Source organism: Ottowia thiooxydans (assembly GCF_040548795.1).
Taxonomy (GTDB): Bacteria; Pseudomonadota; Gammaproteobacteria; order Burkholderiales; family Burkholderiaceae_C; genus Ottowia; species Ottowia thiooxydans_A.
The window spans coordinates 295,550-314,017 of record NZ_JBEPSH010000005.1; the positions used below are offsets into that span (position 1 = coordinate 295,550).

16 protein-coding genes are annotated in these 18,468 nt (G+C 58.1%); 5 read left to right on the top strand and 11 right to left on the bottom strand.

Annotated features, from left to right (window positions below):
* Positions 1–162 precede the first annotated feature (162 nt).
* The 6 genes from ABIE13_RS13485 to ABIE13_RS13510 form a co-directional block, all read right to left on the bottom strand.
* Complete coding sequence (locus tag ABIE13_RS13485; protein ID WP_354444208.1) at positions 163–1,062, bottom strand: LysR family transcriptional regulator; 900 nt, start codon at positions 1,060–1,062, stop codon at positions 163–165.
* A gap of 140 nt (positions 1,063–1,202) precedes the next feature.
* Positions 1,203–2,012 carry an HpcH/HpaI aldolase/citrate lyase family protein gene (locus ABIE13_RS13490; protein WP_354444210.1) on the bottom strand — a complete coding sequence of 270 codons (810 nt, stop codon included), beginning with the start codon at positions 2,010–2,012 and terminating at the stop codon, positions 1,203–1,205.
* Positions 2,013–2,019: 7 nt separating this feature from the next.
* On the bottom strand, positions 2,020–2,586 hold the full coding sequence (locus ABIE13_RS13495; protein WP_354444212.1) for a fumarate hydratase C-terminal domain-containing protein: 567 nt from the start codon (positions 2,584–2,586) through the stop codon (positions 2,020–2,022).
* 14 nt (positions 2,587–2,600) lie between these two features.
* Positions 2,601–3,446: a fumarate hydratase gene (locus ABIE13_RS13500; protein WP_354444214.1), complete on the bottom strand. Its 846-nt coding sequence runs from the start codon at positions 3,444–3,446 to the stop codon at positions 2,601–2,603.
* A 13-nt stretch (positions 3,447–3,459) separates the two neighbouring features.
* Positions 3,460–4,431, bottom strand: a complete 972-nt coding sequence (locus tag ABIE13_RS13505) for a Bug family tripartite tricarboxylate transporter substrate binding protein (RefSeq protein ID WP_354444216.1) — start codon at positions 4,429–4,431, stop codon at positions 3,460–3,462.
* A gap of 12 nt (positions 4,432–4,443) precedes the next feature.
* Positions 4,444–5,658 (bottom strand): CaiB/BaiF CoA transferase family protein, encoded by a 1,215-nt coding sequence (locus ABIE13_RS13510; protein ID WP_354444218.1) that lies wholly within the window; start codon positions 5,656–5,658, stop codon positions 4,444–4,446.
* A gap of 523 nt (positions 5,659–6,181) precedes the next feature.
* On the opposite strand from ABIE13_RS13510, the gene ABIE13_RS13515 reads away from it, so the two are divergent.
* The 5 genes from ABIE13_RS13515 (at position 6,182) to ABIE13_RS13535 (ending at position 13,904) form a co-directional block, all read left to right on the top strand.
* On the top strand, positions 6,182–8,098 hold the full coding sequence (locus tag ABIE13_RS13515; protein WP_354444220.1) for an acyltransferase family protein: 1,917 nt from the start codon (positions 6,182–6,184) through the stop codon (positions 8,096–8,098).
* 65 nt (positions 8,099–8,163) lie between these two features.
* The gene (locus tag ABIE13_RS13520; protein ID WP_354444222.1) at positions 8,164–8,724 is read left to right on the top strand and encodes a GNAT family N-acetyltransferase; all 561 of its coding nucleotides are present in this window, start codon (positions 8,164–8,166) and stop codon (positions 8,722–8,724) included.
* Between the two features lie 100 nt (positions 8,725–8,824).
* Positions 8,825–9,865 (top strand): MerR family transcriptional regulator, encoded by a 1,041-nt coding sequence (locus tag ABIE13_RS13525; RefSeq protein ID WP_354444224.1) that lies wholly within the window; start codon positions 8,825–8,827, stop codon positions 9,863–9,865.
* Positions 9,866–9,899: 34 nt separating this feature from the next.
* A complete protein-coding gene (locus ABIE13_RS13530; protein ID WP_354444226.1) occupies positions 9,900–11,315 on the top strand; it encodes a carotenoid oxygenase family protein in 1,416 nt (471 codons plus the stop codon).
* A 165-nt stretch (positions 11,316–11,480) separates the two neighbouring features.
* Complete coding sequence (locus ABIE13_RS13535; RefSeq protein ID WP_354444228.1) at positions 11,481–13,904, top strand: DUF3772 domain-containing protein; 2,424 nt, start codon at positions 11,481–11,483, stop codon at positions 13,902–13,904.
* Between the two features lie 82 nt (positions 13,905–13,986).
* Here the strand turns inward: ABIE13_RS13535 and ABIE13_RS13540 are convergent, their stop codons facing one another.
* The 5 genes from ABIE13_RS13540 to ABIE13_RS13560 are packed head-to-tail and all read right to left on the bottom strand — an operon-like array spanning position 13,987 to position 18,341.
* The gene (locus tag ABIE13_RS13540; protein WP_354444230.1) at positions 13,987–14,889 is read right to left on the bottom strand and encodes an enoyl-CoA hydratase/isomerase family protein; all 903 of its coding nucleotides are present in this window, start codon (positions 14,887–14,889) and stop codon (positions 13,987–13,989) included.
* Positions 14,890–14,924: 35 nt separating this feature from the next.
* Entirely contained in the window at positions 14,925–15,890 is a 966-nt protein-coding gene (locus tag ABIE13_RS13545; protein ID WP_354444232.1) for a Bug family tripartite tricarboxylate transporter substrate binding protein, read from the bottom strand.
* A 44-nt stretch (positions 15,891–15,934) separates the two neighbouring features.
* Positions 15,935–16,930, bottom strand: a complete 996-nt coding sequence (locus tag ABIE13_RS13550; protein WP_354444234.1) for an NADPH:quinone oxidoreductase family protein — start codon at positions 16,928–16,930, stop codon at positions 15,935–15,937.
* A complete protein-coding gene (locus ABIE13_RS13555; RefSeq protein WP_354444236.1) occupies positions 16,927–17,685 on the bottom strand; it encodes a crotonase/enoyl-CoA hydratase family protein in 759 nt (252 codons plus the stop codon). Before ABIE13_RS13555 ends, ABIE13_RS13550 begins: the two co-directional genes overlap by 4 nt.
* Positions 17,682–18,341 (bottom strand): TetR/AcrR family transcriptional regulator, encoded by a 660-nt coding sequence (locus ABIE13_RS13560; protein ID WP_354444238.1) that lies wholly within the window; start codon positions 18,339–18,341, stop codon positions 17,682–17,684. Before ABIE13_RS13560 ends, ABIE13_RS13555 begins: the two co-directional genes overlap by 4 nt.
* Positions 18,342–18,468: the final 127 nt, after the last annotated feature.

The window sequence follows — 18,468 nt, forward strand, 5'->3', positions numbered from 1 at the left end:
TTCCTGCCCTGTCAATACCTGTTCGTTGCACAGCGCATTGGGAGCCATGCAGTCGCCTGGCTTTTCACAAGACAGGATGAAGGGTTCGTTTCGCAACAGATGACGCGACGGAGAAGGTGAAGTGCCGAGTGCTTATAGGGACTGTTGGTATTTGAGCGAGGCTTAAGGTCCAGCGTCGATTACCTGCGAAAGAGCCTGAACAAGGCGCACGGATTGCTCGCTCTTCTCGCGCCCTCGCGCTGTGCAGACCAGCATCTGTCGCTTCGCCCATTCGTTGCGCAGCATGCGGATTTCTAGATTCATGCCGTACCGATAGGCCAGAGCGGCATGTTCGGGCAGAACACCGATGCCCATGCCCGCTTCAATCATGCGGCACACGGCTTCGAATCCCTGTACCTGAACTTTCAGCTTGAAGGCTTTCTGAGCCAAACCTGCTTGTGATGCAAGGAGGTCCATCAGAGATGCACCATGCTCGAGACCAACCAATGGGTAGTCCAGCACCTGATCAAAATACAGGTCCTGATGTTTGGCCAGGGGGTGGTCAGGGCGCATGACCACTGCCAGATGGTCTGAGCGATACGGCTGACAGTCGAGACCATCCAAGGATCCGCCCCCGTTAATGATGCCGACATCGGCCTCGCCAAGCAGGAGGGCCTCCACAATCTGTTGACTCCAGCGCTCCTTAACAGTGATGGCGATATCCGGATAGTTGAGGTTGAAGTCGGCTAAGTCAGCGGGGAGGTACTGTGCCATCGCAGAGGTGTTGGCCTGCACGCGTACGGTGCGGCGCCGCCCTGGGCCGTGTTCTTCCAGGTCGGCGTGCATCTGATTGAGCTGGATGAGCATCTGCTTGGCATGGTGAAGCAATGTCTTTCCTGCAGGCGTGAGCGCCACACCTTTATGAGAACGGTCAAACAAGGTGCACTTCAGGCGGTGCTCTAGCAAGGTGATGCGTCGGCTCGCAGCTGCCAATCCCATGGACTGCGCTTGGGCGGCTCTCGTCAGACTGTGCAATTCGGCTGCCTTGACGAAAAGGGCAATGGAATCCAAGTCTGGAAGCATGAGGGGAGTTTACATCTGGCGCTTGGCGGGACGAGCGACTCGGGCTCGCCGTGAAGCGCCTGGGTCCGTCGAATGGCCACAAGTACAGCGCTCGCTCAACTTCAGGTCCAAGGCGTGAATCATGCGTTCTGATTCGCAGTCTAAGTAGGCGCGTCTGCAATGTTCAGAATAGACTGCGCGCGCCTTGTGACTGGAAGGTCAATCATCTTGCCATCCACCATGGCCGCGGCACCTCCCGCGGCGCGCGAGGCCGCGACCACTCGATGGGCCCAGTCCACTTCTTTACCAGTCGGACGGAATGCGGCATTGACTGGGGCAACTTGCGACGGATGAATACACAGCTTGGCACCAAACCCCAGTCTTCGTGCTCTGGCGGCGTCCGACTGCACCACCGCAGTGTCTCGAATCTCAGTGGTCACGCCATCTACAGGCGCTGCAAGTTTTGCGAGTCGGGAGGCTAGCACTAATTGGGAACGGAAGAAAAGCAGTTCTTCGCACTCGCCGGAAATGCCCATGTCCAGTTGAAAGTCGATAGAGCCGAAGACAAAGCGTTCCACGCCTCTGACCTTAGCCAGGGCTTTTAGCGCATCAAAGCCGGTCGCCGTCTCGATGAGGGGCATGAGCCGAGCCTGGGGTGCGGCCTCCGCGCAAGCCATCAGGTCGTCCGACTTGTCCGCCTTCGGCAGCAAGATGGCGCCGACTCGAGGACTTGCGAGCACAGCCAGGTCACCTGAAAACCAAGGAGTCTCGGTGCTGTTGATGCGGACTGTGACCGACGATTGAGCGGTCGTGAGCCAGCGCTTTAACTGTTCCCGAGCTGAGACTTTTTCTTCAGGGGGGACGGCATCTTCCAGATCTATGATGACCGAACCAGCGCCCGCGCTCAACGCCTTCTCGAAGCGTTCGGGGCGGTTCGCTGGCACGAACAGGTACGAGGTGAAGGCATGCATCCGACGGTCAGGTGTTCTGCAGTTGAGCGCGGTACTTCTCGACTTGCTCTGCATACATGTCGCGGCCGTGGGCATCGTTAGTTACCAGCAGGGGAAAGTTCTCGATTACCAGGCGTTGTACAGCTTCGGTCTTGAGGTCCTCATAGGCGATGACTTCCGCAGAGCGAATGCATGCGAACAGTGTCGCCGAGATGCCTCCAATTGCCGAAAAGCAGACAGCGCGATTCTTTTCACATGAGGGCCGGATGGAGGGGCCTCGTGGCCCCTTGCCAATGGCGCCGCGCACGCCGTAGTCGAATAGCACGGTCGCATAGGGGTCCATGCGGTACGCGGAGGTCGGAGCCACAACGCCAATGGCATGACCCGGCTTGGTCGGGCCGGGACCTCCGTAGAACACGACGTGCCCGCGCAAGTCCACGGGCAGGTCCCGGCCCGCCTCCAGCGTGTCTACGAAGCGTTTGTGTGCAGCATCGCGCGCCATGTAGATGACCCCGGAGAGATAAACCTCATCGCCAGCATGGAGCTTGAGCACAGCCTCGTCGTCGAGGGGCGTCTGGAGATAGTGGACGGCCATTGGATAACTCCTGCTCAGATGGTGGCGCTTGCGCGGCGGCTAGCGTGGCATTGAATGTTCACTGCTACAGGGAGGGCTGTAATATGACAGGCGTAAGTCTCCACAGCGCACCATAAGGCGGTAGTCGATCCGCCATATCCCTGAGGGCCGATTCCGGTCCTGTTGATTAGCTCAAGCAATTCGCTCTCGAGTTCGGCAATGTGCGGCTCTGGGTGATGTTGCCCAATGTCTCGCAAGATTGCCTTCTTGGCTATGGCGGTCACCTTGTCGAAGCTTCCACCAATGCCGACCCCGACCGTCAATGGAGGGCATGCTGCTCCTCCCGCCGCCTCGATCGCTGACAAAACAAATTTCTTGACGCCTTCCTTCCCTTCACCTGGCAACAGGAACTTCATGGTGCTCCAGTTCTCGCTGCCGCCCCCCTTGGGTACAACGGTCAAGTGGATTTGGTCGCCCGGGACGATTTCCGTATGGACCACAGCCGGTGTGTTGTCATTGCTGTTGACTCTCAGCAGCGGATCTGAAACAACAGACTTGCGCATGAAGCCCTCCGCATAGCCCTTACGCACCCCCGCTTGGACTGCTTCTTCAAACCCCCCGCCGACGACGTGGACGTCTTGGCCTAGCTCGATGAAGATGATGGTCAGACCAGTGTCATGGCAATACGAGACTTGGTTCTCACGAGCAATCTTGTCGTTGTCGATGAGTTTCAAGAGCACGGACTTGCCGAGTGGCGAGACTTCCTTTTCCACTGCTTCATGAAACCCTTGCACCAGGTTATCTGGTAGCAAGTGGCAGGCATCGACGCATAGTCTTGCAACTGTATCGGTGATTTGAGTCGTGGGGATTTCTCTGATCATGGGTATCTCGTGGTTATTCGACGCTGACTTTGGCATCCATAACGACATTTTTCCAACGCTCGACTTCTCCGGCCAGGTATTTGTCAAATTCAACGGGCGTACGCTCAACAGGCGGAGTCAAGGCTTGTGAACGCATCTGCTCCTGGAAGGCTGGTGTTCTGTACATATTGATGATTTGTTTGTTGAGGGTCTCGACAATTTCTTTAGGCGTGCCCTTGGGCGCAACAAGTCCGAAGAACGCAACGGCGCTCAGTTTGGGAAAACCGAGTTCGCCGAGAGTAGGCACATCGGGAATATAAGCAGAACGCCTGCCGTCAATGACCGCAACAGCCTTCAGCTGATTGGCCTTGATGCTGGTGATCAGCGGTGGAAGTGAGTCGGAAGTCACCTCGAGTGTGTTGCCGAGGACGGCGCTTTTGGATTCAGAACTGCCTTTGAAGGGGACGTGAACAAGCGGGAAGTTGATTTCCTTCTTGAGCAACTCCATCGTGAGATGTTGCAAGGAACCATTGCCCGCCGAGCCGTACGACATATCCTTTGTCTTGGATTTTTTGACCATGTCAGAGAAGCTCGCGATTCCAGAACCGTTGGAAACGGCAATGACTTGGGGCGTGGATGCTGTTTCCGCGATGCCAACAAAGTCGGTGAGCGGGTTGTACTTGGTGTCCTTGGGATATAGCGCGGGGGCGATTGCGAAAGGGCCGGTGCTTGTGAGCAGCAAGGTGTTGCCATCCGGCTTGGCGCGCGCTACGAAGGCGGTCCCAATGCGACCGCCAGCCCCAGGCTTGTTGTCAACCACGAACCCTTGATTTAAGTTGGTCTGCAGTTCCTTTGCGATCATGCGTGCAACGATGTCCCCGGTCTGACCCGGGGCGAACGGAACCACTATGGTCACTGGCGCAGAAGGCCAATTCGCAGCTTGCGCCGCTCCTAAAGAGAAAACCAGCGAGGCGATGGCGAGCGAAGTGGGGAATTTCAGTTTCATGGGCTTGTCTCCTTATAAGTTGGATGTAGTCAAGAGCGATGTTCCGGGCTCGCTCTTGTGTGGGTCATGCGGTGTCAGGATGTCGAGGTCGAACCCCAGTTCCGAAAGGATGGAGTTGGTATGCTGTCCGACAGAAGGGATGGGTCCCATCCTTGGACTGAACGCGCTCTGTCGGCCAGGGGGAAGAAGAGCAGGGATGGGACCTGCTGGGGTATCGACCTCGCGCCATCTCTCGCGTGCCTTCAATTGGGGGTGTGACCAGAGACCATCCATTTGATTCACCCGGGCGTTTGCGATGCGCGCTACGTCCAACCGTCGAATAAGTTCTTCGGTCGTCAGGGCCGCAAGTTTCTCGTTGATGAGGTCCTGCAGCACGACTCGATGGCTATGGCGTTGCGCATTCCCTCTGAAGCGCACATCTTCCAGGATGTCGCGGGACTGCAGCACCACAAGGCAAAAAGCCTCCCATTCCCGTTCGTTCTGAATGCCCAGCATGACACTGCCCCCATCGCCGGCGGGAAAGGGACCGTAGGGAAAGATGGTCGCATGCGACGCTCCATTGCGCTCCGGAGGCGGGGCGCCGTCATAGGCGTAGTACATGGGAAAACTCATCCACTCGGCCAGGGACTCCAACATGGAGATGTCTATGTGCGAGCCTTTGCCTGTGCGTTGTCGCTGCATCAGCGCGGCCAGGATGTTCGTATACGCATACATCCCTGCGGCGATGTCGGCGATAGAGTTCCCGGACTTCACAGGCTCGCTAGCCGTTCCAGTAACAGAGAGGTAGCCTGCTTCGCTTTGAATCAGCAGATCGTAGGCTTTCTTGTCGCGGTAAGGCCCATCTTCACCATAGCCGGAGATGTCGCAGACGATGAGCCCTGGATGCCTGGCTAACAATTCGCTTGCCCCAAGGCCCAAACGCGCAGCAGCTCCAGGTGCCAAGTTCTGCACCAGAACGTCGGCTTTCTCCAGCAGCTTGGCCATCACCAGGGAGGCAGCTGGGTGCTTCAGGTCTAAAGCCAAACTTTCCTTGGATCGGTTCACCCACACAAAATGTGAAGATTGGCCGCGGACACGTTGGTCATAGGCCCGGGCGAAGTCTCCGCTACCAGGTCGTTCCACCTTGATGATTCGAGCACCGAGGTCCGCCAGCTGTCGTGTGCAGAACGGCGCGGCGATCGCGTGTTCGAGAGAAACCACAGTGATGCCATCAAGTGGAAGTGTCAATTTTCGCCTTCGTGGAGATTTGTCGGGTCATGCTACTGACTGACCAACTCAGGCGGAATGGCTAGTTCGCAGAGGACTCTTCGAATAATTCGAAGGCATCGAGTCCCCGGCAGACATGTGGGCATTCGACGTTCGGTGCAGTCTCCTTCGTGTTGGAGCTGGTTCAGCAGAAAGCAATCAACGTCGTCGTGCCTCGGCGCTCTTTTTCACCATCGTGCATGTGGTGCCCCTGCAGCTGCTGGCCTATCACACGGCGGTAGCGCGTGGCACGGATGTCGATAAGCCAAGGAACCTGGCTAAATCGGTGACAGTGGAGTAGGGCTGCGGGATATTAAAATCCCAGCCACGCCGAATTGCAGATCCTTTACGGAGCCCCTCTCGGCGTTACTTCGCATCCCTTCACCACTGGCGCATCCAGCGAGGAATTTCACGACGTTCTATCGGTTGAGATTCCTGGTTCTGGCTAAGTTCTTACTCAGTGCTGGCCGCAGGGTCCATGAGTCCCCTTTGATCTAGTTCAGACATGGCGAACGCTGGTCGCTATCAATCGCATATTGATGGTCTTCGGGCCATCGCTGTCATCGCCGTTATCGCTAATCACCTGAATCCAGCCTGGATGCCGGCCGGATATTTGGGTGTTGATATGTTCTTTGTCATATCGGGCTACGTGATTTCGATTTCCCTGTGGGAGAAGTCGCATTGGAAGTTAGGCGACTTTCTGCTGGATTTCTATCGGCGGCGGGCCAGGCGCCTGGTACCTGCCTTGGCCTTCATGGTTCTTGTGGCTGGCACCTTTGTGTGCCTGTTGGTCCCCGAGCCCATGGAAAACCTGAAGACAGGTGTTGCAGCACTGTTCGGGATTTCCAACTTTGTTCTCTATGCCAGAGCGTCAGATTATTTTGCCACTGCGATCCAGGCCAACATATTTGCGCACACCTGGTCATTAGGAGTTGAAGAGCAGTTTTATCTGATCTATCCGCTGGTGTTCTGGCTGGCGATGAGGTGTAAAGATAGACAGAGGGCTGTTTTAATTTTAGTGGGAGGGTTGAGCGCAACATCACTCCTGGCGTTCCTGTGGCTCTACGGGTCGGATCCTGGCAAGATGTATTTCCTGTCTCCATTGAGGTTTTGGGAGATGGGGGCTGGGGCATTGGCGTTCTTCATTGAAAAGCATACTGGCATTACAAGCCGCGCAAGATGGATTTCGCCATCTGCCGGTGTGGCGACCATCGCATTGGTTTATCTGCTTTTCAGCCCATTCAAGCATGCCACTCTGATGGTTGTCATGGTGGTTATCCTCGCCGCATGGGTAGTAGTCACCGCAAAAATAAACTTGATATTGGCTGGATTGTTAAACACCCGGCTTATTCAACGCATAGGGCTGGCATCGTATTCCCTCTACTTGTGGCATTGGGTTTTCATAGTACTGGCGCGCTGGACGTTCGGACTCAGTGCGTGGACCTCACTGTACGTTCTTCTTGCAACGTTTATATTTGCGGAAATTTCCTATCGATTCGTTGAATCACCTTTCCGGCACAGCAGAAACCTGAGTCCACTCATTGCAGGCTTATCGATGAACGCTCTGGTCGCATTGACCTTGGTGTTGGGAGCGCCTTACTTCAAGCCTGTTTTCTTGAAACTGGAAGGCGAAGTCCTGCAATCGCCCCAAGCTTTTCTGGATAAAGAGGGTTTCGAGTTCAAGGAAACCTGTATCGTGGATGGTGAGAAACGCCTGCTAAAGAACGACACCTTTGAAAAGTGCACACTCAAACCCATATCAAGTCATTTGCCCACCATCTGGCTGATGGGTGACAGCCATGCGGGCCATCTGCAAGCCATGCTTTGGGATCTGCATGAAGAAACGGGCGTGGGTGTGCATCTCATTGAAACACCGGGAAAATATTTTCCTTTGGTAGGAGGCGAATTTGAACCGCGAGAAAAAATCTTCCAAAGAGTGAAGGCAGCGATGCGCCCCCATGATATTTTCATGGTCTCAAGAATATATCTTGAACGGTATGGTGACGGTGTTGCCGACGATCTGGATTATTGGGTCGAGGAAGTGGAGGAGCTGGCAGAAGAATTGAATGAAAAAGGGGTGAATCTAGTGGTGTCCGGGCCACCGCCAATTTTCAATTTCGAATACAAATCCAGCTGCGCGAGTGTGCTTTTTCCCAAAGACAATTGCTCTGTACCACGTGAACAACTAGCCAATCGTGTCAATAAAGTGGAGGAGGTTCTGAGTCAGTCTGCTCAAGAACACCCCAACATGTATGTTTTTTCGAGCTTCAGTTTCATCTGTCCACCGAATCAGAAGTGGTGCAGTCCGGTGGATGGCGATATGTTCATGTACCGAGACAAAGATCACTTGAATGTCTACGGGGCGAGCAAGTTAACCGCGGGGTTTGAGGATTTCCTTGCCAAGAAGAGATTGCTGCCGTGAGTCGCAGCCAAAAGTCATGCATGAAACGAACCCCGCTGCGCTGAACTCCAACATCTTGACTAGCAATGCATCGTGAACTAACAACGCCTCGTCTCTTGCTTCGCCAATGGAGCGAGAGCGACTTCGAGCCTTTCAGCGCGCTGAATGCCGACGAAGAGGTGATGAAATACTTTACGTCGCCGCTCAGTCTGCAGGAGAGCCATCAGATGGCAGAACGCTGCCAAAGCCTGATTGCCGAAAGAGGTTGGGGATTATGGGCGGCCGAGGAGAAGAACTCGGGTTTATTTATAGGCTTCATCGGTTTGCACATACCGGCCGCAGCTTTGCCCTTTTCTCCATGCATAGAAGTGGGCTGGCGCTTGGCGAAAGAGCATTGGGGGGAAGGCCTTGCAACTGAAGGTGCCAGAGCCTGCCTACAGTTCGCGTTCGATGAACTGAAAGCGCCAGAAGTGGTTTCCTTCACCTCCATCCATAACCATCGGTCCGAGGCCGTGATGCAGCGCCTGGGTATGGCACGGGACAAGGAGACGTTTTTCCATCCCGCCATCGAGAAGGATCACCGACTGTCTGAGCACTGTCTCTACAGGATTCAGTCGATATTCGCCAGACACACCAGCTTAGTATGAAGCAGCCGACGTCCTGGATCTACGCTCTTTATTTCGCTCAAAGAGCTTGACCCTCTCGTTACGGCAGGGTCTAGGATGCCTTCTACTTTGAAGGGACGGCATGTTTTTGAAGATTGGCGAACTCGCTCGGCGTACCGGACTGACAGTGCGCGCCCTGCGGCATTACGACGACATCGCCCTATTGGTGCCGTCTGAAAGGTCTAGTGGCGGCTATCGTCTGTACGGCCGGAAAGATGTGGCCCGGCTTTACCGCATTCAGGCGCTGCGGCGACTTGGGTTGTCTCTTGCTGAGATACACGGTTTGCTCGACAACGCGGCCGGCGCGATTTCGGAAGTCGTGGCCCAGCAGGTAGCGCAACTCGACCGGGATATCGAGCAGGCTTCAATGCTGCGCGCGCACTTGCTCACAGTGCAGAACCAGTTGCGGGCCAGTGAAGAACCGGGAATCAACGACTGGCTCCTGGCGCTTGAAAGCATGGTCGCGGGCTCGAAATACCTCAGCGACGACGAGCAGCGCACGCTCAAGACGCAGCGCGAGGGCTTCGCGGATGCCGTGGCACCGGAGCGTGCCGAGTTGTTGGCATTGTTGCAGCGCTTGATTGCGGCCGGTGTCTCCCCTGAGAACCCGCAGGCACAGATTTTGGCCCAGCGATGGATAGAGCTATTGCTCGAAGAAGCTGGTGGCGACGAAGGCTTGTTGATGAAGCTCTACACCATGCACTGGAACGAGCCGTCACTTCACGCGTTGACGGGAGTGGACCGCACGGGCATTCGGTACATCTCGCACGCGATGGCCTTCGCGCGCCTGCAGCTCTACGCTCCCTACTGCAGTGCAGAAGACATGGCCACATTGCGCCAGCACTACGTGGCGCAGACCGATGCATGGCCACCGCTCATTGCCGAGGCGCGGCAACAGATGCTGGCGGGGGCTCCCTCCAATGGTGTCGCCATGCGCGCGCTGGCGCTGCGTTGGCAGGCGCTCTCGCTGGCCAAGGCCGGCGGCGACGTCGCGTTGCACGCGAAGCTGCAAAGTGCATTCCACCGCGACGCAGCTCTGCGGGCAGGCTCTGGCATCGACGAGGCATTGGCCGCCTATGTCAGGCAAGCCATCGCCCACCTGGACGACGAGTCTATTTCCTGAACAAGCCCGAAAAATCATCCCCGTGAACACCTCCATGCAGACTAACCCTCACTTTTTTGATGGCAACTACGCGTCTCTCACTGAGGAGCATGACATCCCGGCGCTTCACATCGAAGGCACGCTGCCTCCGGAGCTTTCCGGTAGCTTGTTCCGCGTCGGTCCAAACCCGCAGTACGCGCCGCGCGACAACAGCTACCACTGGTTCTCTGGCGACGGCATGGTGCATGCTTTTCATATCGGCCAGGGCAGGGTGTCGTACAGCAACCGCTGGGCGCGCACGCCGAAATGGCAGCTTGAGCATGCAGCTGGACGCGCGCTCTTCGGCACCTTTGGCAACCCGGCCACCAGCGACCCGCGGGCGGAAGGCCAAAACGGCGGAACAGCCAACACCAATATGCTGTGGCATGGCGAGCGCCTGTTCGCGCTGGAAGAGTCGCATCAACCTTTTGAGCTAGACCCCCATTCACTGGCGTCCAAAGGTCACCAAAGCTTCGGTGACCGCGTGACTTCGCGTTTCACCGCACACCCGAAAGTCGACCCCGAGAGTGGTGTCCTGCATTTCTTTGCCTACTCGCCCGACGGCCCTTGCTCGCCGACCATGCACTATGGCGTGATGGATCAGGATTGCGAGGTCACGCGGCTTGAGTCATTCACATCGCCGTATGCCAGCATGGCGCACGACTTCATGGTGACGCGTGGGTATGTGCTTTTTCCTGTCACGCCGCTGACGCTCAGCGTAGAACGGGCCATGCGCGGCAAGCCACTGCTGGCCTGGGAGACGGGCCTGCGAACCCACGTTGGCGTGATGCCGCACGGCGGTGGGGTGGACACACTGCGCTGGTTTGACGCCGACGCCTGCCACGTGTTTCATGTGATGAATGCCTGGGACGATGGCAACACCATCGTGGCCTACGTGATGCAGTCGGACACGGCGCCCGGCCTGCCTGATGCTGAAGGTCAGCCCGGAGACCCCGCTGCCATGGCCGCGCGGCTTTGCCGCTGGACCTTCAATCTGGGCAGCGCCGACACTGGATTCCAGCGTGAATACCTGGACGACCTGGCAGCGGAGTTTCCCCGCATTGACGAGCGCTACGCGGGCCGGCGTAACCGCTACGGTTTCTATACCTGTCATAGGACATCACGCGCGCGGGATGACTCGGAAAGCGTGCTCTACGACAGCCTGGCCCGTTTCGACTTTGATACACGAAAACGCAGTATGTACACCTTGCCTCTGGGAGACGTGGTGTCCGAGCCGGTTTTTGTACCGCGCTCCACCAGCGCAGCCGAAGGTGACGGTTGGCTGCTTGCCGTGGCATGGCGTGACAAGGAACAACGCAGTGACCTGCTGGTCTTCGATGCCGTGGACCTGGCCGCGGGACCTGTTGCAGTCGCAGGTTTGCCGCACCGCGTGCCGTTCGGCTTTCATGGGACCTGGAGACCGGGTCTGTAAAGCACCACTGCCTGCGCTAGGCGCGGGCCAACAAGTTGTTTGCGCGCGGCTTAAAAAATTCGGTGTACTGTCAGGCATCGCCCCGAAGCATTTTGAAACATAGGCAGGCCTATTAAGCTCACAAGCTATCCGTGAATCGCCAACCGGCCTCCTATGATGCTAAAGATGACCTGGATCCACCGTTGCGCGCTTGCCCTAGCTTTCCTGTCCTGCCTGGCGCTGCCCACGGTTCAGGCTCAGCCGGCCGCCTCCGCGGCTTCGGCGCCGGTCGTATCGGTTGCCCCAACTTTGGCAACTGACGCACCTTTGCCCGATGTCGAATCCTTGCGTAACCAGTTCGAACGGTTGCCTGCGACGGCGGTAGGCAACGAAGCCGTGAGCGCCCTGCTGAGCAGCTACGCGGCATTGAACTCAGACGCGACCCGCATCATTGCTGCGCGCTCGGGTGAGTTGAAGGATCTGAATGCACGACTTGGTGAACTGGGCGCGGCCCCGGTCGCCGGGTCTACTGAAGACCCCGACATCAAGCGGCAACGCCTCACGCTGACCCGAGATCGCAACGCGGTGGACGCAGATATCAAGCTGGCACGCCTGATCGTGGTTGACACCCAGCAGCGCAGCGAGGCACTGCGCGCCCGCGAGCGCGATCTGTTTGCCGCGCAATTAACTGATCGCGCTTCGTCGCCATTAGGAAGTGCATTCTGGAGTGAATTGAGTCAGGCCTGGCCGGGCGACCGCTCCCGGCTGGAGCCGTTGGCCGATGAGCTGCAGGCCGCTGGCACCCGCTTGGCAACTCCGGAGCATCGCGGTGCGGTGCTGCTGGCTTTGGCACTTGCGCTGCTGGCAATTACCGTGGGTGACTTGCTTGCTGAACGCGGCCTTGCCCGTCTGGCGCGGCGCTTTCTGCCGGGCGGCCGACTGCGGCGTTCGTTGCTGGTCATCTCCATCGTCGCCGTTAACATGGTGGTGGTGGCGCTCGCCCTGCAGGGCTTTCTGCAGACAATTCAGGAGCGCGCTGGCTTCGGTCCGTTGTCGGGCAAGCTGGTGGCGCTGGTCGATGACTCGGTGCTCTATATTGTCTTCGTGACCAGCTTGGGTCGAGCGCTTCTTGCCAACGCCCGCCCTTCCTGGCGCCTGCCGCCTCTCTCCGATGCACAGGCGCTGAGACTCAGCGCCTTCCCCTGGTTGGTGGCGATGGTTGGCGTGATGGTCTGGGTGCCCACCCAGGTGGCAACCATTGTCCAGCTCAGTACGGCTGCAGTACATGCCAGCCAAGCCACCACGGCGATCGCGTTGGTGCTGCTGATTGCCGCTACGCTGAAGCGCCTGCACATGCCCGAGCAGCCCAAAGAGAACGCGGCTGAGCCATCGGGACCACGCCCGCTCTGGCAAGGTTTGCTGCTGGGCCTGGTTGCATTGGCGCTGGTAGGCGTCGTGCTTCTGGTTGCCATCGGCTATATGAGCGTAGCCAGCTTGCTCGCTATGCAACTGGCCTGGGCGGGGCTGGTGGGCATTAGCTTCTACGTGTTGTTCAAGTTCGCCGATGACCTCTTCATGGCGATCGTGTCCTCGCGCAGCAGTGTCGGGCAGCGCCTGCAAAAGAGCTTCGGTTTTGCGCCGGCTACGTTAGATCAGGCCGCGGTGGTGCTGTCGGCGCTGTCGCGTGTGCTGCTGTTTCTGTACATGTTGATCGCGCTGGGAACGCAACTGGGCACGCGACCGGATGAAGTGCTCCAGCGCAGTGACCGCATCAGTGCGGGTCTCACGATCGGCGAGTTTCAAATCAAACCGGCCGCTATCTTCAGTGCTCTGGCCGTGCTGATTGGTGGCTTCGTGGCACTGCGAGTGTTTCAGCGCTGGATGCGCGAGCGCTATCTGCCCACCACCACCATGGAGCCGGGAATGCAGAGTTCCCTGTCTACGCTGCTGAATTACGCTGGCGTGGTGTTGGTGGTGGCCGCCGGGATGTCGGCCATGGGTATAGGGATCAATCGCATTGCCTGGATTGCCAGCGCGTTGTCGGTAGGCATTGGCTTTGGTCTGCAGGCCATCGTGCAGAACTTCATCTCGGGGTTGATTCTGTTGGCAGAAAGGCCCGTGAAGGTGGGCGACTGGGTGATTCTGGGCACGACGGAAGGTGACATCAAGCGAATCAACGTGCGCGCCACGGAGATACAACTTGGAGACCGCTCCACGGTGATCGTGCCGAATTCTGAGTTCATCACCAAGACTGTGCGCAACATGACACTGACGAGCACAGAAGGTCGCGTACTCATTCGTCTGCCCATGCCGTTGGCGACCGACGCGAAGCTGGTGCGAGAGCTGATGCTGGCCGCCTGCCGCGCCCACCCCGGCGTGCTGGAAGCTCCTGAGCCCTCCCTGAGCCTGGAAGGCATAGAGAACGGAAGCTTGATTTTTCAGGCCATCGCCTACGTGGCCAGTCCACGCATGGCCAGTGGCGTGCGCAGCGACCTGCTGTTCACCATACTGGATGACTTCAAGAACGCCAACTTGCCCCTGGCCGTGCCCACCATGATGATGGCCAGCCCGCCAGCAACGCCTGCCGGAGGTTCAGACGCTTCACGATGAGCGCGAAAGTCGGTCTGTGCGCCATCAGCTCACCGTGTGACCTATCGATGGCGCTCCCCCGGTTCATTCAGGTGTCTCGTGATCAATGGTTGCGTGCGCCCTGCCGCTTTGCGAAGAACGCTTGAACCAATACTTCCCTTTCCGGGCTGGCCAGGCAGCGAAGGAAGGAGCTCAATTCGAAATCCATTCCAACATCAAATGGATCTTCGATGGCACGGGCAATCGACTCCAATGCCAGTGTGGGTGCCAAGGCGCCAGCGATTTGCTGCTCCAGTTGGGAACGTACCGCATTCAATTGAGCACGAGAGGCGGTTACATCGTCCAGGGCCGTCGCATCGCGTGTCCGGCGCAACGGAGCGCGGGTACGCACCAGTGAATGCGCGAGGCTGAGGGCTGCAGCGACCTCGGCGCCATCTTTAACGACTTGGTCAACCAAGCCTATATCCAAAGCTTGTTTGGCGCTCAGGAACTCCCCGGTGACAACCATTCTCGCAGCGATGGATGCCCCCACAAGGCGTGGAAGGCGCTGTGTGCCGCCGCCGCCAGGAATCAAGCCCAGTTTGACCTCTGGCAAACCGAGCCTGGCCGTCTGCCCGGCGATGCGGTAGTGCGCTCCCAATGCCAACTCAAGGCCGCCGCCCAACGCAGCGCCATGAATGGCGGCCACGACTGGCTTGCCCCCGGCGTCGAGTAGATTCGCGAGAGCAGCCGTCCAAGGCTGCTCTCTCAGCTTGTTGAACTCCCTTATATCCGCTCCCGCGCAGAAGAATCGGCCTTCGCCGCATAAGACGATCGCGGATATGGCAGGGTCATTCAATGCGGAGGTGAGCTGGGCATGAAGCGCCTGTCTCAAGCCGTTGGACAGGGCGTTCACTGGCGCGTTGTCCAACTTCAGGATCGCCAGAGCGCCCTGAGTGGCGCGGTGAACGAGATGGGTAGGTTCGGTCACTTCTGCGTACTCCGAGCGCAGTGCATTCGGTTTCATACAGCGAATACAGGATGCGTATGAATGGTTGAATGCTACATTTTTGGAATCTTGAATTCCTTGACCAGCAGGCTTTCGCGTTTGATTTCATTTTCCTGGAACTTGCGAAGCGCAGCTGCGTCGCCAAGGAATGCACTGAAATTGTTCTTGTCGAGATACTCCTTGCTTTCGGCATCGCTATAGACTTTGAGCAGGGTTTGCTCTAACGTGCTGCGCACAGACGCTGGAGTACCCTTGGGCGCAAAGACTGCCCACCAGGCCACTTGGAAAAAATCCTTGTAGCCGAGCTCTTGCAGAGTGGGGGTGTTGGGTTCGTTAGGCATGCGCTTCTCGGCGGTTACAGCCAGCAGACGGATCTTCCCGGCTTGCACGAGCGGTGTCGCCGCACTGAGTTCGACGATGGAGAAGTCCACCTGACCACCGGCCAGGTCCGCAATTGCCGGAGCTGAACCCTTGTACGACACCTGCGTTGCTTTCCCTCCGGCGATGGACAGAAGCCACTCCGTGGCAATGTTATAGGTCGCGCTGCCGCTGGCGTAGTTCAACTTGCCCGGGTTGCTCTTGGTTTCGTTGAGTAGTTCAGTCGCGGTCTTGAAGCGTGAATTGGAGGGCACAAAAAGACCCATTGGGGAATAGGCGACACGTGCTACGGGTTGCAGGTCAACCAAAGGGTCGTAGGGCAGCTTCTCGTACAAGGCGACGTTCGTCGACACGGGACCATTGGCTGCCCACAGAAGTGTGTAGCCATCGGCGGGGGAGTTGATCACGGCTTGTACAGCAATGATGGCATTGCCGCCGGCGCGGTTCTCGACCACCACAGGCTGTTTGAGTGCTGTCTCAAGGCGGCGCGCGGTGTACCTGGCCACCGTATCGGTGCCGGAGCCCGGCGGGTACGGAACGATCAGCTTGATGGGTTTCTCAGGAAAGGTTGGTTGTGCGGGCGCGACAAGGCTCGTCGCGGCAAGGGCAAATCCGAATAGCAATGTTTTTAGAGCTGACACGTTGTCTCCTTGGTTGGTAAATTGGGCGGGATGGGGCGGTTGAATCAGGGGTGAAGGGCGCTTCTACCGATGACGCTTTGCGTGGAGAGCGCGCTCAGCGCTTCCTGGAAGTCGGCCAGCGCGTAGGCTTTGTGGGTGCGTGGGCGTAGATCTCCTGCCGCGACCCATCCGAGCAATTCGGCGAAGGCAGCTCTCACTTTGGCTTCTGTCGAAGCTGGCGGCGACTGGCGGCCCCAGCCCATGTAGTAGCCCCAGTAGATGCCGATGACGGTGATGTTCTTGACCAGGAGAATGTTGGCCGGAACGGAGGGAATGGTTCCGCCCGCGAAGCCCATGGGAATGATTCGTCCGTCCGGTGCAATGCATCTCAGTGACTCGTCGAAGGTGCCGCCTCCGACAGGGTCGAAAATGACGTCACCACCTCGGCCGTCTGTTGCGGCGAGCACTGCATCCCGAAATCCGCCTTGTTTGTAGTTGATCAGCACGTCAGCGCCGTGCTCCTCTGCTACGCGAAGCTTGGGTTCGGTGCTTGAACTCGCAATAACGCGAGCGCCCAGTTTCTTGCCGATTTCGATAGCCGCAAGTCCACTACCTCCCGCGGCGCCGTGGACGAGCAGCGTTTCCTGCGGCTGAAGCTGTGCGCGCCACTTCAGGGCGCCGTAGGCTGTGGCGTAGATCGTCGGAAAATGCACGGCGGCGTCGAAATCCACCGCCGCCGGGAGTGCAAAAACGTTGTGCTGCGGGGCAACCACCTCTTCGGCGAATCCCCCATGCCGAACTCCGGCAACGACCCGATCCCCGGGTTTGAACAGAGTGACTGCAGGCCCACATTCCAGCACGACGCCGGCCACCTCGGTGCCCGGCGTGAAAGGTGGCTCCCAGCGGTTCTGATGTTTACCTTCAATCACAAGGAGATTGGCGAAGCTCACGCCCGACGATCGAACTCGAATCCGGATACCGTCCTCGGTCAACGTTGGGGAAGCAACCTCGCTGATCTGCGCATTTTGCAGCCCGAACTGTCGCACTACGACCGCTTTCATCTGAGCGCTCCATGACGCCCGCGTCCGGACGCAAATTGTGCGGCGCCCGCACCCGCCTCGAGAGTTTTGGCTTCGGCTGCGAACGTGTCCTCTGCAATCAGTGCGGAAGAGAGGTCCATGCCCTCTTGATGGTAGGCCGACATGCGATCAGATCGCATCGCAACCTGCGGGAATTCACACATCATCTGGGCCAGGGATTGCGCCTCTGCGCGCGAACAGCCGTCTTCGACAACGCGATTGGCCAGCCCCATGGCAAGCGCCTCTTCGGCACCTACTTTGCGTGCTGTCAGCAACATGTCGAGCGCGCGACTGAGTCCAATCAGGCGTGGAAGCCGCACTGTGGTTCCGTCGCTCATGGGAACACCCCAGCGGCGCGAGAGCACGGCGAATGTGGCAGATGCCTCGACGACACGCAGATCGCACCAAAGCGCAATGCCCAGTCCCCCAGCACATGCATACCCTGCAATCGCCGCGATGACGGGTTTGGCGAGAGGGCGAGACAGCGGGCCGTGCTCGCCAGCCCAGGCGTCATACACGGTACCCGCAGCCAATTCCTTCAAATCTGCGCCGGCGCAGAAAGCCCCGCCTGCGCCGCAAAGCACGGCGACGCGCGCACTCTCATCCAGTTCGAAGGTACGCAGCGCGACGCCCAGTGCTTCTGTCGTCTCCAGGTCGAGGGCATTTCGTACTTCTGGCCGGTTGATGATGATCGTCGTCACCGCACCGTCTTTTTCGATCAGGATCTTGGAGCTCATGAGACCGCCTTGAGGTTGCGTTCCGGCAGAAATGCGTGCAGCGCGAAACGACCGATTTCCTCGGCGAGTTTCAGGCGCTGCGCCTGCGTCTCACCTTCTCTGGGGTGGTACCAGCGAGAGGTCCAGTTCAGTGCACCCAGGAGGGCCTTGACCGCAATCCTGGGATCGACCTTCCGAAAGTCCCCAGACTCCACGCCGGCCTGGATCACTTCGAGATAGAGTTTCTCGTTGCTGTCTCGCAAAGCAACCACACTTACTATTTCCCGTCGCTCTTCTTCCGTGGTTCGACTGCCCAGTTGCATCTCCAGCCCTTGCGCCGCGACACGCAGGTAGTGGAGATGCTCCATCACCAGCAAAGTGTGGGCAATGGACATCTGCTCTAACCGTTGGCGAGGTGTGCCTGGTCCCGTTGCAATGCCCGCAATAGCCTGGCGGGTGAGTTCCATGGCGCGCCGTTGCACGGCGAAGAACAGGTTGGTTTTGCTGCGGAAGTGGTAGTAGATGATTCCCTTGGAAGCGGAGCCATAGTTGTCGCTGATGTCATCGAGCGACGTGAGTGCGAAGCCCTGTTTCATAAAAACAGCAGCTGCCGCATCCAGGATGCCTTGTTGCTTCTCGTCTCCGGCGGGTGTGCCGATCTCTCGTTTGCGTCCCACGCTGTACTCCAAATTTTGGGGGCTGAGCTGCCTGTTGCAAAGAATTGCTGGCGCAACAGATTTTTGTGCGCTAAAGTAATGCTACTACGTAGTAGTATAAAAAGTCCAGCATTTATTCAATACGGCA

Coding starts and splice junctions, on each gene's coding strand:
- ABIE13_RS13540 (WP_354444230.1), bottom strand. CDS start 14,889: ATGAAACCGAATGCACTGCGCTCGGAGTACGCAGAAGTGACCGAACCT.
- ABIE13_RS13490 (WP_354444210.1), bottom strand. CDS start 2,012: ATGCATGCCTTCACCTCGTACCTGTTCGTGCCAGCGAACCGCCCCGAA.
- ABIE13_RS13525 (WP_354444224.1), top strand. CDS start 8,825: ATGTTTTTGAAGATTGGCGAACTCGCTCGGCGTACCGGACTGACAGTG.
- ABIE13_RS13485 (WP_354444208.1), bottom strand. CDS start 1,062: ATGCTTCCAGACTTGGATTCCATTGCCCTTTTCGTCAAGGCAGCCGAA.
- ABIE13_RS13520 (WP_354444222.1), top strand. CDS start 8,164: ATGCATCGTGAACTAACAACGCCTCGTCTCTTGCTTCGCCAATGGAGC.
- ABIE13_RS13530 (WP_354444226.1), top strand. CDS start 9,900: ATGCAGACTAACCCTCACTTTTTTGATGGCAACTACGCGTCTCTCACT.
- ABIE13_RS13500 (WP_354444214.1), bottom strand. CDS start 3,446: ATGATCAGAGAAATCCCCACGACTCAAATCACCGATACAGTTGCAAGA.
- ABIE13_RS13495 (WP_354444212.1), bottom strand. CDS start 2,586: ATGGCCGTCCACTATCTCCAGACGCCCCTCGACGACGAGGCTGTGCTC.
- ABIE13_RS13555 (WP_354444236.1), bottom strand. CDS start 17,685: ATGAGCTCCAAGATCCTGATCGAAAAAGACGGTGCGGTGACGACGATC.
- ABIE13_RS13550 (WP_354444234.1), bottom strand. CDS start 16,930: ATGAAAGCGGTCGTAGTGCGACAGTTCGGGCTGCAAAATGCGCAGATC.
- ABIE13_RS13505 (WP_354444216.1), bottom strand. CDS start 4,431: ATGAAACTGAAATTCCCCACTTCGCTCGCCATCGCCTCGCTGGTTTTC.
- ABIE13_RS13535 (WP_354444228.1), top strand. CDS start 11,481: ATGACCTGGATCCACCGTTGCGCGCTTGCCCTAGCTTTCCTGTCCTGC.
- ABIE13_RS13515 (WP_354444220.1), top strand. CDS start 6,182: ATGGCGAACGCTGGTCGCTATCAATCGCATATTGATGGTCTTCGGGCC.